General features: G+C 45.6%; 9 protein-coding genes and 1 riboswitch. Of the genes, 1 reads left to right on the top strand and 8 read right to left on the bottom strand.

The window, feature by feature from the left end; genetic code table 11:
* Positions 1-32: 32 nt before the first annotated feature.
* On the bottom strand, positions 33-797 hold the full coding sequence (locus G6053_RS06490; protein ID WP_165305860.1) for a DUF3050 domain-containing protein: 765 nt from the start codon (positions 795-797) through the stop codon (positions 33-35).
* Positions 798-1,030: 233 nt separating this feature from the next.
* Positions 1,031-1,124, top strand: a riboswitch (SAM-I-IV-variant riboswitch).
* A gap of 66 nt (positions 1,125-1,190) precedes the next feature.
* Here G6053_RS06490 and G6053_RS06485 point away from each other — a divergent pair.
* The gene (locus G6053_RS06485) at positions 1,191-1,454 is read left to right on the top strand and encodes a 5-oxoprolinase (protein WP_108632856.1); all 264 of its coding nucleotides are present in this window, start codon (positions 1,191-1,193) and stop codon (positions 1,452-1,454) included.
* 136 nt (positions 1,455-1,590) lie between these two features.
* On the opposite strand, the gene G6053_RS06480 is transcribed toward G6053_RS06485, so the two are convergent.
* The 7 genes from G6053_RS06480 to G6053_RS06450 form a co-directional block, all read right to left on the bottom strand.
* Entirely contained in the window at positions 1,591-3,942 is a 2,352-nt protein-coding gene (locus G6053_RS06480) for a glycoside hydrolase family 95 protein (protein ID WP_165305859.1), read from the bottom strand.
* 6 nt (positions 3,943-3,948) lie between these two features.
* The gene (locus G6053_RS06475; protein WP_165305858.1) at positions 3,949-5,934 is read right to left on the bottom strand and encodes a sialate O-acetylesterase; all 1,986 of its coding nucleotides are present in this window, start codon (positions 5,932-5,934) and stop codon (positions 3,949-3,951) included.
* 97 nt (positions 5,935-6,031) lie between these two features.
* The gene (locus G6053_RS06470) at positions 6,032-8,230 is read right to left on the bottom strand and encodes an alpha-galactosidase (protein WP_206531876.1); all 2,199 of its coding nucleotides are present in this window, start codon (positions 8,228-8,230) and stop codon (positions 6,032-6,034) included.
* A 12-nt stretch (positions 8,231-8,242) separates the two neighbouring features.
* Positions 8,243-10,483: a glycoside hydrolase family 95 protein gene (locus G6053_RS06465; RefSeq protein WP_165305857.1), complete on the bottom strand. Its 2,241-nt coding sequence runs from the start codon at positions 10,481-10,483 to the stop codon at positions 8,243-8,245.
* A 21-nt stretch (positions 10,484-10,504) separates the two neighbouring features.
* Positions 10,505-12,100 carry a solute:sodium symporter family transporter gene (locus tag G6053_RS06460; RefSeq protein WP_165305856.1) on the bottom strand — a complete coding sequence of 532 codons (1,596 nt, stop codon included), beginning with the start codon at positions 12,098-12,100 and terminating at the stop codon, positions 10,505-10,507.
* An 18-nt stretch (positions 12,101-12,118) separates the two neighbouring features.
* Positions 12,119-13,159 (bottom strand): GntR family transcriptional regulator, encoded by a 1,041-nt coding sequence (locus tag G6053_RS06455; protein WP_165305855.1) that lies wholly within the window; start codon positions 13,157-13,159, stop codon positions 12,119-12,121.
* A gap of 9 nt (positions 13,160-13,168) precedes the next feature.
* On the bottom strand, positions 13,169-15,196 hold the full coding sequence (locus G6053_RS06450) for an alpha-galactosidase (RefSeq protein WP_165305854.1): 2,028 nt from the start codon (positions 15,194-15,196) through the stop codon (positions 13,169-13,171).
* Positions 15,197-15,245 lie beyond the last annotated feature (49 nt).

Raw genomic sequence — 15,245 nt, 5'->3', positions numbered from 1 at the left:
TTTTACAAAGATTCCAAACAATAGAAGATTCCCTATAGGGAGTCTTCTATTGCGTTCCAGAGTTCAATACGCTTTTGAAGCGCCTCTTTACTTACTATTTTCATTTCTTCCCACTTCTCATCATCCTCTTTGGCTAGATCAGAGATCATCTGCATTGCCAAAGGACCATGCTCATCACCGTCCAGATCAATATGACGTTGGAAATAATAGATAAAATTATCCAAGCTCGATTCTGGGAAGTTGGTTTTTAGCTCCTGCAAAATAGAGGTAAACATACCTGGGATAAGATCCTCACGTCCGAATGTAAAAGCTGCGGCAATTTTATGTACCTGTCCCTCTTCGATCAGTTCAAAAGTAAAGTTCAGAAAATCTTTAATCCGTTTGTCCAAAGTTGTCAAAGCAATGGCATCGAAAATACTTTTGGATTTCTTGGCATGGGCGATAAACTTATTGATCAGGTGTGGATCTGCCCCCATTTCACTCATTGCGTCCAGATACATTTCAAAATGGCTCAACCGACGACCATCAATGTATTCGTCAGATTCCTCAGCCAATACAATCTCGTTGATCAGATAGCGTGTCGATGGATGCTCGCTCGCAAACCAAGGTAAAGTCGTACAGGTCAGTTTAATCTGTAAAGCTTTTAGTAGAGACATAAAATCCCATACAGCGTAAACATGCCCTTCTGTAAAAGAACGTAGATGCTTGATCGTTTTGATCTTACGATATAAAGGGTGTTGCAATAATACCTCGCGTTCGGCAGCAATGTATTCGTTAATTTCCGCAATTCTATTCATGGCGCAAAAGTATTGTCTTATCGCTGTTTTTTAAAGTATTTTCAATGAGATTACAGTAACATGATAAATTCCCCTTCCGGCTATCCGCTTCATAACCAAATCACAGACAACAGCTAACTAAATCACAGGCAACAGGCAGCCTCTACATTTGATCGTCCTAATCTTCTTGTCAATGCTCATTTACCGTTAAAAACAAAAATATTTTTTATTATAAAAAATAATCTACTATATTTGTAGAGTATTCAGAATTGCATGATGCAATACCAACCGAGTGTAGGCACCGCGGTGGTAAATTAATACGGGTTTCGACCAAAATAAACGTTGCACAACGCTTATTTTCCCAACAAGATCTGGATACAGTTTATGGTTTAATCCTTTAAATTTTTAAATTGTATGGCTACAACAACAAATCTTTACCAACACTTACTGGAAAAATTCAATTATTATTCTACGGACGAACTGATACAACTCAACAACGACACCATCTTAGGACAAGGTTGGGGTTCGGCCAAGGCAACCTTTCGGACTGCTTTGATCAGTACGTTCTCCAAAAGAGGACTGGATCTTTCCAACATCATTTCCAAGGAAGACGGTTTTACCTCAGTAAAGCAGGTGCCTGTACGTTTGGAACAGAACGTCTTGATCCCTTTACAGTAATCGCATCGGCACAAAAAACAGCGCGCATCGAAAGGACTTCGTGCGCGCTGTTGTTGTTGGTTTTGGAAATTGCCGATCTATCCCCTATCATGCAAAAAATTGCATGATCCAATTCGGTTGAGGACGCTATGTTTTGTTATTTTTCTTTTGTACGATAGGCGATCCAGTTATGATCTATACATACCTTAAGTTGTTGTGATTTGGGTGAATAGATCTGATAGTTCAGTATCTTACCATCTTTCCATTCCATATCTAGCGTGTGATTTCCCTTGATGCGCATGCCTGTCACCCGGCCTTCTTTTTTCCAGGCCTGAGGAACCGCCGGCAGAAGATACACCGTATCCTGATGCGACTGCACCAGCATCTCGGCGATACCCGCTGCTCCGCCAAAATTACCATCGATCTGAAATGGGGGCCCTGCTGTTAGCAAATTGGCGTAAACACCACCACCGGCGCAATAATTGATATGTGTATCAACACGTGGAGTCATGAGTTGCCGAAATAATTTATAAGCCCGTTCGCCTTCATGCAATCTGGTCCAAAACAGTAGTTTATGGGCAATGGCCCAACTCGGTCCATCATCCCCCCGTACATCCAGGCTTTTTTTAGCGGCAAGCTGCCAGTCTGGATGTTCACCATAACGAATCAAATAGCCCGGATACAAGCCATACAGATGCGAGATATGCCGATGCTGTGGATCCACCTCTTCATAATCTTCGATCCATTCCATGATGCGGCCATCTTTGCCTAGCTGCACCGCTGGTGCTAAACGTTTCAGTTGCGCCGCAACCTTCGTTAAAAAAGGATCCGATTGATTGCCCAATAATCCCGCTGCATGGATGATATTTACAAATAATTCGCGTACGATCTGATTATCTATTGTTGGCCCCATCGTGACATTTGCCTGCTGGCCATTAGGGAGCTTGAAGGAATTTTCGGGAGATACAGATGGCGAAGTCAACAGCCAGCCCTTGGTTGGGTGTTCGGTCAGGGCACTGGAGTAAAACTGTGCTGCTCCATAGAGAATCGGGTATATCCTCCGTAGGTAGTCTATATCTTCGGTATAGAGGTAATGTTCCCAGAGGTTATTGCAGAGCCAGCCTGAGCCCGCATTGGCAATGCCCCAGGAAGCAGACTCTCCCGGTTCGGTATAGCCCCATACATTGGTGATCACATGGGCCATCCAGCCCGGTGCATTATAGTACGCTTTCGCGGTCTTTGCTCCCGGGGCCATAAGGCCTTCCACAAGACCCACCAAGGGTTCATTAAGCTCCCCCAGATTAGCCGCCCCGAGGTGCCAATGGTTCATCTGCACATTGATATCCAGGTGGTAGTCCCCATTCCAGGGCGTCTGAATCTGATTTGCCCATAAGCCCTGTAAGTTTGGTGGTAGCAAGCCTAAACGCGTACTGCTGATACTCAGGTAGCGACCATACTGATAGAATAGCGCCGCTAATCCTGGATCCTGATCCGGTTCTTTACCGAAAGCCACCAAACGCTGATCGGTCGGTAAGTCATCTTTCGACTGCCCCAATCGGAGCGACAAGCGGTTGAACTTTGCCAAATAGTTTTGCAGATGTTCAGCATACTGCTGGCTATTGGATTTTTTCAAAGCCCTTGTTAGCGTTTCAGCTGTCGTACGCTCAAAATCCTTACCTTTAAAATCAGTATCTGTTGCCACGTAAATTAGCACTTCGTCAGCCTGTTGAATAACAATAGATTGTCCTTTTACCAGCTGTTTTCCCCCTTTTATCTGCGCGCGGACACGTGTTTTGAACTGCATTCCTTTACCATCTACACCATTGTCCAATTGTCCTACCAAAACAAGCTCACCATCCTCGGTCTTGGAAGTAGCCCTTTCGGGACGGTCAATCTTGATTTCCAGGCTAATCTGTCCTTTTTTGCTGCTCTGTAAACGAATAACGCCCAGGTCATCAGCAAAGCTTGTCCAATATTCGCGGCTATACCTGACACCTTTGAGCTCATAGCTTGTTTTTGCCATCGCCTTATCGAGGTCCAGTTCCCGGCGATAGTTCTGCACTGCGGTGAGATTCGTTTGTCCGTCAAAGGCAAGCATCAAATTTCCGAGCACTTGATAACAGCCCCATTGCTTGCCGCCCGATCCCGGGCCTTTGCAGATAAAATGCTGGTCTATCAGACGCTGAGCAAGGTCGTTTTTCCCACTTTTGATCAGATTTCGAATACTATCCAAATACCTACTGGCCTCATAATTATTGGCATCCTGAGGACTTCCCGACCATAGTGTGATATCATTGAGTACAATATGGTCATTCTTTAAGCCACCATCGGGCATCATGCCAATTTTTCCATTGCCAAGGGGTAAGGTCTCCTCCCATTGTTTTGCCGGCTGCCGATACCAAAGTTTTCCCCCCTGCACTTGCCCAAATAAGTTGCCCGAAAAAAAGAAAACCACAAGCGTGCAGAGTAACTTACCTTTCCGAAGATTTATTTTTGATGATCTATTCATGTCGTTTTAGTTTTTTGTCCAGTCATCGGTTCGGAAGGGAGATCCGGGTATCCCGGCTTCGTTGTATAATGTCAGGTCTGGATTATCGGCCCAGCCGTAACGTACCGCGACGGGCGAAGCTACTTCTTTGGCCGATACGATCAGCTTATTTCCGACCTGTTTGACTTCTGCAGGATAAAAGACCTGATCGGCACCGGCAATGGTAAAACTACCGTTGCGTTTATTCGTTTCTTTCAGCATCAGTTTTTTGCCCATGGGGTTAAAGCTGAGTTGCATTGCTGTTCCCTTTGTCGTCCAATGCTTAAGAACAGGGCCCGAATAAGGGATCTTCTTGCCATACAGCTGCGCTGTTGCGATCCAGCCAAGCCTTCTACCGACATCCTGCTTATTTTTCGGATGGATATCCTGTGCATCGCCGATATCAGCAATGACTGCCATACCTGTATAAGGCAATTTGAGTGTTTGGCGCTGCGCTTCCCGTAATCTCGCCCAGGAAGAAGGCTGCGGTGTTAAACTTTTCGCTTTAAAGTTGGCCAGTTGAACAAAATAAAAAGGCATCTTTTCATTGTTCCACTGCTGGCGCCAGTCCTGAATCAGTGCGGGCAGCAGTTGCTGATAGGGAGCGTCTTTTGAATCCGCGTTACTTTCACCCTGGTACCAAATCGCGCCTTTTATTTTAAAATCCACAAAAGGCTTAACCATGGCATTATAGAGCACTGTCGGCCTATTGGGGCCCTCCATCGCATTAGGTTTTGCGGGCAGCTTCGCCAGATCATAACCTACTTTGCATTTCCAGTCTCCAACGAGAGCTATCTGTTCGCCATTTGGTCCTTCCAGTCGTGGCTGTTCTGTACCGCCATATATTCCGCCATCGCCGGCTCCGTCAAATACGCGAACGGCGATATGCAATAGGCTGCCATTGTTGGCCGTTGCAGGAATGGTATACTTCCGAATCTGGTCGTAACCGACAGTTTCGCCCACCTTTGTACCATTGACATAGGTGATGTCGTTGTCATCAATCGCTCCCAAAATCAACTTGAGGGGTTTACCTTGCCAATGTGCCGGTAGTTCAACGTCTTTGCCAAAATAAACGACACCATCCATTCCCGGAAACAGGTTCTTGTCAAAAAAGCTCGGAATAGTAATCGTAGACCAGCTGCTTTTATCCAGTTGTGGCGCAAACCACTCGCCCTGCGTTGCTGTCTTCACCTGATCCTGCTGTTCGGCGACGCGATTCCATTCGGCCAGCTCTTTCGCATAGATTTCCTGTGCATCCGGACGTTGGATTTTTTCGATAGCCGCTGTATAGGTTGAAAAAGGTGTAAGGGCATCCCGGCTCATCCAGGCTTCAATGATTGTTCCGCCCCAGGAAGAATGGATCAGGCCAATTGGAATGCCTGTTTTCTCGTAGATCTCACGTGCAAAAAAATAGGCCGTAGCCGAAAACTCCGGAATACTTTGTGGCGTCACCGGATTCCATCCACCGGACTCCACCTGCACTGCTGTGGTAGGTTGATTGGCGGTTGCTTTTGGAATCTGCAAAATACGAATATTGGGGAAGTTGGCTGCTTTGATTTCCTGCTCAAAGTTATTGATCTTACCCCAGCCCGCCAGGGGCATTTCCATATTTGACTGTCCTGAACAAAACCAGACTTCACCGATCAGAATATTCTTTAGGATCAATTGATCACCATCGTTGATGGTAATTTGGTAGGGTCCACCGTATTTCGGCGTCTCCAGATAGACTTGCCAGCCTCCCTGCTGATCGACCTCAACCTGATAGCTCTTGTTGTTCCAGCTGCTGTTTACGCTAAGTTCCTTGCCTACTGCTGTACTGGTTCCCCAGATCTTGACCTTTTCTTTCTGCTGCAGCACCATATTGTCGCCAATAAAAGCCGGCAGCTGTACTTTGGCCTGGAGGGCAGAAAATCCACTGGCAACGCTGAGTAGAAGGGCCAACAAAGTCCGTTTATACTGTTTAGGTTTTATCATGATTTTTGAGTTTGTTGCTCAATTGGGTTTATACATTTGGCGCATCCGAAGTCCAGACTCTTGGAATCGGAGCTTCGGATGTGCCACAGTTATTTTTTTAAAGTGCCGATATTTTTAGTAAAACACTGGTACGGTTGCTATTCAGGTCAGGATTTACGCCAACTTTCATCAGGTAGTCCCCCGAATAAGTTTGTCCCTGGCCTAAGCTCGACTTGGTTCCCGGATACAAGTTGATCTCCTCCACCCGATATTGCTTTTGGGCGTCCAGTCCTTTTAAACGGACGGGATCGGTTGTTCCGATACCATAGCGGTTATTGACCAGGTAGTTGAAGATTACAGCCTCGGTTTTTTCGCTATTCACGTAGCTCAGGGCGGCAAAGTCACCTTCACGTGGATCGGCCAAACGATACTGCTCCCCATGCCAGATTGTTGCTTTAAGCGCGTCGTAATTCTTTACCGCTTGCTGGCAGAATAACAGATCCTGTTCTTTCAGATGACTCACCACAATGTCAAAACCCAGTTTACCCATCATGGCTACATCCGTCCGGAATTTGAGCGGTTGTTTTCCCCAGTCTGTCACATGGTTTGAAGTGCTGATTGCCGGGAAAAAGTAAGAATACTCGTACTGCATAAAAATACGCTCCAAAGGGTCTGTATTGTCCGAAGGCCAGAATTCGGTAAAGTACCGAAGTGCCGCATAGTCCACGCGTCCACCCCCGCCCGAACATAACATCATCGGCACCTTCGGATACTTCGAACGAATACGTTCCAATACCTTATATAAGCCTTCCACATAAGAAATATAAAAAGCTCCCTGGTCTTTCAAAAATGCGGAATGCGCATTGTAAATCACGGCATTACAGTCCCACTTGATATAGGCCAATGCCGGATTTTTGGTAAACAGGTCGTCCAGAATCTGGAAAACAAAATCCTGCACCTTGGGATTCGTCAGATCCAGGACCAACTGATTGCGGAAGTAATGTTCTTCCCGCTGTGGCTGTTTGACGACCCAATCCGGATGTTGTTCGTAGAGTTCGGATTTGGGGCTAACCATTTCGGGTTCTACCCAGATACCGAATTTAACGCCCTGCTTAGTCGCTTCTTCCACGAGTGTCGCAATACCATTGGGCAGTTTCGTCCGGTTCGGTTGCCAATCTCCCAGACTGGAGTGATCGCTGTTACGCGGATATTTATTTCCAAACCAGCCGTCATCCAATAAAAATAGGTCCACCCCTAGTTTCTTGGTATCCTGGAGCAAACCTTTTAATTTTTGTTCATTAAAATCAAAATAAGTCGCCTCCCAATTATTGAGTAAAGTCAGGCGTTCACCATTTCCATCCAGCAGCTGATATTTACGGGCCCAATTGTGCAAATTTCGGGAAGCGGTACCTTTTCCCGTTGTCGATAAGGTATAGATCAATTTTGGCGTTGTAAACTCCTGGTTGCTGGCCAATTTCACATTGGAAGCATAGTTATTTATGCCGGCAATAATACGTAGGTTATTGAGGTAATCCACTTCAAAATCCACCTTAAAATTTCCGCTATACCCAAGGCTTGCCATCAGGACCGTTCCTTCATCTTCGGATGCGGCCTTGCCCAGTGAGACCATAAAGGAGGGTGGCTGAAATAAATTCGCACGTGTTCCGAGCTTACTGTCCAGCACTTTAATGCCATGTGTTAACGGAGCCTCTTCCACCTGCATTTCTTTTGCCCAGTCGCCATGGTACTGCCGTAGCCAATATGCGTTGGAGCGCAAGGTCAGGTTGGCCGAAGCAAATTTTTCCAGCGTAACGACTTTCTTTTCTTTATTTTGGATGGTTGTCCACTGCTCGATGATATCCTCATTCAAAAAAGATTTGTAGTGTAAAACGACATAAATATCGTATACCGGATCTTTTAGGGTGATATCAAGCTGTTTGACATTGGCATCCAGGTTGTTCACCGCATGCTTTTCATAGCGCAGGTCGAGGGAGCGGTTACCGTCCGCATGGACGATACTAATCGCTGGTTCCAGCAAATTTTTTGAACCGGAAGGCGTATAAGCCGCATTGGACAGTCCACTATAATCTGTCAATTGTCGATAACTGCTTGCAATGGTCGAATACTCTTTTGAATCACGCAATTTTTCGCCGTAATAGAGCATTTTCAACGTTTTCGTGGAATCGTACTCCAACACTAGCGCATTCGACCTGGTTTCTATGGGAATCTGTCCGGACTGCGCCTGTGCTTCCAGATGGACAAGCCCCTGGGTCATCAAAAGCCCGAGTACAACATGTTTAAAATGAAGGGTTGGCATATATCAATAGATTTAGGATTTGTTAACGAACTTGACTATTTTGTTTGCTTTCAATTGAATCTTGTAAAGGTATTTACCCTTGATTTCCTGCTCTGGGTTTAGACCGGCCAATTGGGAAGGGCTTAATACCTGAATCGTTTGATCCTGCGGCGATGAAAGAATAAGCTGCCTAATGCTACTGTTATTCCATTCCATTTTTTCAATGCATACATTGCCCCGGGCTTTGAGCCCCTTGACTGTTCCGGCCGACCAGCGATCAGGCAGGGCAGGAAGTAATTCCAGCACATCCGTCTGCGACTGCAGCAACATTTCACTCAGGGCAGCCACATAACCCAGGTTGCCATCAATCTGGAAAGGTGGATGCACGCAGAGCAAGTTGGCGTAAACACCACCGCCATTATTGTAATCAATACCGTCGCCGCCGACGAGGTTAATGAAATTAGTCAGGATTTTATAGGCGTGATTTCCATCCTGCAAGCGGGCCCAAAAAGCCACCTTCCAGGCCATGGACCAACCTGTAGATTCGTCGCCACGCGCGGTCAGCGTAACTCGTGCAGCTTTGGCCAGTTCTGGTGTTTTCAAAACAGAGAATTGGTTGCCAGGATACAGACCAAACAGATGCGAGACATGGCGATGCTTGTCCTGTGGATCATCACGATCCGTTTCCCACTCCTGCAACTGTCCCCATTGACCGATTTTGGGTTTGAGCAGCGCATCGCGAAGTGCCGTGATATGTTTACGGTAATCAGCGTCCATATTTAAAACTGTGCTCGCCTGGATGTAGTTGTTAAAGAGATCGTAAATAATCTGATGGTCATAGCTCACGGCATCCTCTGTGGGTCCATGTTCCGGCGACCAGCCCTGCGGCGCCACCACAGTTCCGTCCGGTCTTCGAACCAGACGATCATCCCAAAACTCACTTATTTCTTTTAAAATCGGATAGGCAAACTCGCGTAGATATTTCTCGTCCTTGTTAAAGGCATAATGCTCCCAGAGAGCCTGGGCATACCAGGCACTTCCGGGGGTGTTCCAGAGAAAGCTCTCGCCGCCGAAGATATTATTTTCGGTCTTTACGGTCCAGCCCCTGACGCCCGGAAATTCCTTTTGTGTATTTATTTTTTTCACCTCACGCATGCTATTGATGTAATCAAGGTAAGGCCAGGCCGATTCACTTAAATTGGCAACTTCTACTGGCCAATAGTTCATCTGTATATTGATATTGGAATGGTAATCTGATCGCCATGGTGGATTGTTACTGTTATTCCATAACCCCTGTAGGTTTGCGGGCAAGCCACCTTTTCGTGAGGAACTGATCAGAAGATAGCGTCCATATTGATAAAGTAATGCTTCCAGAGCCGGGATCGGCTGTTTTTTATAGGCTTCCAACAACGCTTTTGTTGTTTGCTTGCTATCCAGCTGGCTATGACCAAGATCAAGCTCCACCCGACTGAACAACGCTGTATAATCCGCAACGTGCCGTGCCAGTAGCTTATTTACGCCATATTTTTCCGCTTGGCGCAGATACCGTTCATTGACCTTCATCGGTTCCTCGGCCGACTTCCATTTGGTAGCCCGTGTATTGGCATAATCTGTTGCGGCACTCAGCAGCAGAACAATTCGATCGGCAGATTTTACGGCAAGGACAGCCTGTCCTTTTTCATCTGTTGTTTTGGAAAGTGAACCACCTATGACCTGCACGCGCACCTGCGCGGCATACCGCATGCCATTGTCGAGCGTTCCCTGAAACCACAGATGACCATCTTCTACCTGCACCGCCTGCCCATGTGCATCCTGGAGTGCAATCTGGGCATTGAGTTTCCCTTTTTTACTGTTTGCATAGTCAAATACCATGACCTGATCGGGATGACTGGCAAAATACCGACGGTTGATCTGCTGTCCATCCTGCTGATAGGTTATTTCATGCAGGCCCTTATCCAAATTCAATTTCCGACTATATGCGGTAAAGGATTTATTAACGTCGGCGTCAAAGCGAACAAAAAGATCACCGAAAGCCTGATAGGCACCTGTTTCCTGTTCATCACCTGTCCATAGGCTATTTTCATTAAATTGAATATGTTCCTGATTTACTCCGGCAAAGATCATGGCACCGATTCGTCCATTTCCGATGGGATATGCTTCGGTCATCCAATCTGTTGCGGGCTTATTATCCCAGAGGTAATAGCGTTGTGCATACGATGTGGCCGAGCAAAGGGTTAAACATATAAAGATGAGATATTTAATTTTTCTGTGCATTAACATAGCGACTGATACAATTTATTGAGCGATGCCCAATGGTGAAAAAACAAAATAGATGACAATCATCAACAGGATGAGAAAGGCGCCGATCCTGTACCTTCCCTTCCAATAGGTGCCTTTGTCCTGGCCAGAAAACTCAAATTGATAAACCGATAGATAGTTTGGCTGGCTCAATTTACTTCCCCCCCAGATGACCAGCGCCACCGCGATAAACAACAGTGCGAACAAGTGCAGATAGTGCAGCTCTGTCTTCCAGACAAACACTAGAATGAAATAGCTGAACATGTACAGGAACAGGCCGATTTGCGCCATCCTTGGCGTCACACGACGCGATAGAATCCCCAAGATCATAATGGTGAAGATCGGCATATTGAATAGCCCCGATACGGTTTGTAGGTATGTATAAAACCCATCGTGGGCAAAAAGAATAAAAGGCGCAATAAACATCGCCGAGGTGGAAATAATCAATTCAAACAGTTTCCCTTTTCTGACCAATTCTTTTTCACTAAGATCTCTTTTTTTATATTCCAAATAAGGCTTGTAGATATTAAAAATAAATAAACTCCCGCAGCTCTGTAGTCCAGCAGTATAGGTGGTCATTGCGGCACCAAAGACCAGCGCCAACGAAAAGCCAATCAGCACATCAGGAAAGATCAGTACAATAAGTTTCGGGAAAACAGAAGCTGTAGGCTGCACATGCGGCAATAAGTGTACCGCCAGAAGACCGGGTAAATTAATCAACAGCGGCATCAACAGCTTCCCTCCGGCGGCCAAAGTCATTCCTTTCTGTGCTTCCCTTAAATTTTTGGCACTTAATGCTTGTTGTGCGATATAGGGTTCCATCCCCCAATAGTAAAAATTGATCAGGAGCATCCCGGTAAACAGGGTAGAGAAAGGTACCGCATCCTGTTTGGATCCCACGGCATTGAGATGTTCTTTCTTGTCGTGAAATAACTGGAGGACACCCGCCCAGATATCGCCATTGCCCAGCTGCCAAAAGGCAAAAATTGGAATCAGCAGCGCAAGCAAAAACAGGCAAAGGCCGAGGCCCATATCAGACAGCGAGATCAACTTCAATCCTCCTAAAATACTGTACAAGCTTCCGATGATCCCCAGGGCCCAGACCAGTATCCAGATACTCTGCCAATAACTGATGTGCAATAGCCCGGGCACATCAAACATCGTGGCCAGGCTTAGTGCGCCACCGTATAATACCGGTGGCAATAAATTAACGATGTATCCGATCAGGATCAGGATAGATACCAACATTTTCGTTTTGGGGTCAAACCGCAGCGCAAGAAAGTCCGGTACCGTCCGAAAGCCATGTTTAAAATAGATAGGCAGCAAAAACTCCGAAACCAGCAGCATGGCGACGACAGAACTTACGCCCCAGCCGATCACCGACAGGTTGTTGATATAGACCGATTCATTTTCACCAATAAACTGGTTGGCGCTGAGGTTGGTCAACAGCAAAGCCGACCCCACCATCCAGAAGCTATTGCTCTTTCCGGCAAGAAAAAAGCCGTTTAAGGTATTGGAATAGTTGGTTTTAAACTTCCATAAGGATCCCAAAGCAACCAAACCGGTAAAAAGACAAAAACTAAAAACTATCATCTTAAAAACTTCCCTATTTTATACCGAATTGCGGTCTGCCAATGTCGTTGGCACCACTTCCTTGATCAATGTTCTTTCGAGCACAAACTTGGCTGCTTGCGATCCAATCCGTGCAAAACTTGTCGAAAAGGTGGTAATACCACCGCTGATAATCTCTTTGATAACATCATCATTATGCGAGAGGATTCCCAGATCCTCTCCCAGGGTCCAGCCTTTTTGCAAAACCTCTTTCAGCATCTGATAGAGCTCCGGATTATGAATGGTAAAATACAGTTTTCCCTTTTTTAGGTCACCCACATGGTATTGCTTTTCGATACGTCCTTTTACTTTATACTCCTTCAAAAAGCGTAAGAAAGCATCTTTGATTTCATTGGGTTCAGCCGTATTTTCCCTAAAATAGAAGATCACTTCTTTATACTTTTTGATCTTTGGATAAAGTTCCTGAAACACCGCATAGGTGGCTTCTTCAAATTCCTGGGATACATAGGAATAATCTTCGCCAAGATCCACCAGGCGATCAATAATCAATAATTTGGAAGCTGGAATGGAACGAAGTAGCAATTCGGAATCTTTATTTTCAATCGGAGCGACAATATACACAGTATATCGCCCTTGGATACGATTGAAAATATCTTCAAAGGTTTCCATATTGTTGTGATGGAAAAAGAGATCCACCGTTACTTCCTCCGGAAGATTGGTTCGCAGTTCATTCACCAAGGTATCCTGAAAGGTATCGTATGCATACAGCAGGACCGCAACTTTCTGTTTCATCTGCGTATTGTTGCTCACCACAAAATATCCTTTTCTGTTTTTCGATTCCACGACTCCATGGGCGATCAGATCTCGGTAAGCCTTGGCAAAGGTTTCGCGCGCATAGCCCAGGTATTGGATCAAGTTATTGACAGAAGGTAAACTGGCGTGCACCTCCAGTTCATTGGCATCAATGGCATCCAACACGCCCTGAACAATACATTCATGTTTGGAAAGTGTATTCAATGCTTCCAGGCGTTTGATCCGATCGATCAGTACTTTAAAATGTTCTTCTTTGCTTTTCTTCATATGTTATCATTAAAACAGGGCGACCTTAAATAATTTTGCGCCCGCTTGCTCAAAGGCAATGGATTTCTCAGCACTAAATTCCTGCGCTGCTTTTTCAAACAGTTCCACTGCCTTATATGTTGTATTTGGCGCCAGGCCAATCTGTTTAAAATCAATGTTTATTGCTGCCGGAGCTGTATTGTAATTAAATACGGCCACATACAGCGCTGTTCCAATCTTTTTGTAATAATACGTATTTGCCGCTTTTCCTTCTACAAATCCTGCCGGACGGAAGCTTTTACCGTCGGCTATGATCTTTAAAATTTCAGGATCCTGCAGATATTGATTCATCTTAGGCTGCCAGTTTTCTTTTTTCGACAAGTCATCGCCAAGAATAATGGTACCCGTTACCACACCCGAAAGCAATCTTGCTTTATTGACTTCAGGGCTTTCATCATGAAAAACAAGGTGGTCGGCATCGATAAAGTCGTAGAGGTAGGTCTGCCACCAACCGTAGCTGACACTATTTAAGGTATACTGTGTTTGGTCGATCGTCTTCCAGGCGTCGCAGGCTATTCTGCGCATGTGTGCAAATTGGGCTGTCGCCAAAGAAGGAGAAATCGCAGCGTAGATCAACATCTTACCCTGCAGCACGTCGACGAGATGTTTCATCCCCACAGCATAAGCCTGCATACCCGTCTGAATTTTCTTGTCGTAAAAACCGGTGGATTCGATTGCCGCATGCGAAAGGAAGTCAACCTTGATCATCCGAAAGCCACAGTCGACCAATTTCCCCAGGATCACATCCATACGGGCCAAGGTACCGGGATGTGTCGGATCAAGAGCCCGACCACCATCTAAATTGTGGTAGCCTTTTTGGGTTTTGGTCCAAAGCTGGCCAAAGGTAAACTGGCTCCCCTCCGCTTTGCGGTCTGGGCCACTTCCATGCCCCCAGTCTGTAAAAGGCGCCCAATACACCCCGGGCTTGAGTCCCAGAGAATCACAATAAAGAACAAATTGCTTCAATTGTGTGTAGTCACCCGACATTCCTCCGGGTGTCATATTATCCCAGAAAGAGTCAAGATCTATAAAAGCCTCGCCATCTGCGTTCCGGAAATAAGGAATATCTTTTGCAAAATAGTCTGCTGTACCTGTGGCATTCTGAAAATTAAGTTTTTCCTGTATCACCCCCCAGCTGTTCCAGCCTACAGGTGTGGCGCCTTGCCAAGATTTCACATAGGCCGGCGATAGCTTCCGGTGGATTTTAGCATAGTTTTCAAGCCCAATGCGCCAATCCTTGTCATAAGATACGAGGTATTTTGGGGAGCGAATCACATCCCCCTTTACAGCTCCATGCGCCATGGAATCCCGTGTGATATTTACATCTGTAAATCCGGCCTGTGCTGCTAAGTGGGTATATTGCCCCTGATCTCCTTTGATCGCAATACCCGATTTCCAAACAGATTGATCCAATGAACCTATCAACAGACCTTTTCCGCTGTACTTATCGTATACAACACCGACCTCGGCGCTGCTGCTCTTATTATTCATCGCAAGGACATTGTTTTCATAGGAAATAAAGGTATCGTTATCAAAAGGAACAGCCAGCTGATACAAGGATTTTCCCAGGCCGGTAATTGAGGCATTTGACCAGATAGGCACAAGTTCATTACTGGCTATATTTTTACCCCTAACTTCCATTTCAAGGATGACACCATCTATCGTGTCGTAGAAATAAAAATGCTGCAGTAATGTGATACCCTGTTGGGCTTTAACTGAAATGGTATACTGTATACCCTTGCCCAAATTATCCTGAACGGGCTTTTCGGTCACGCTGCGGGTTCCTGTCAGTTTATCTGTACTAATTTTTTGTCCATTAGCAAGTCGCAGGTAGGACACCGCCTGATTAATAAAAAGCTGCCTTTCCGATCCAATACTATAGGTACCTTTCGCTTTATTATAATTAAATGTAATTCTATTCTTCTTGATTTGAAGCGTCTGTCCCGACAAAGTCATCGAAGCCGCCAATAAGAGTAATATTCCAAAAAAATATTTCATCGGTTTAATTTGATTGATTCGTTTTGATTCCGTTTTTCCATATGGAAAT

It is taken from the genome of Sphingobacterium sp. DR205, assembly GCF_011064245.1.
GTDB classification, from domain to species: Bacteria; Bacteroidota; Bacteroidia; order Sphingobacteriales; family Sphingobacteriaceae; genus Sphingobacterium; species Sphingobacterium athyrii.
The sequence above is the reverse complement of the archived record's forward strand: the minus strand, read 5'-3'. Positions and strand labels throughout refer to the sequence as shown.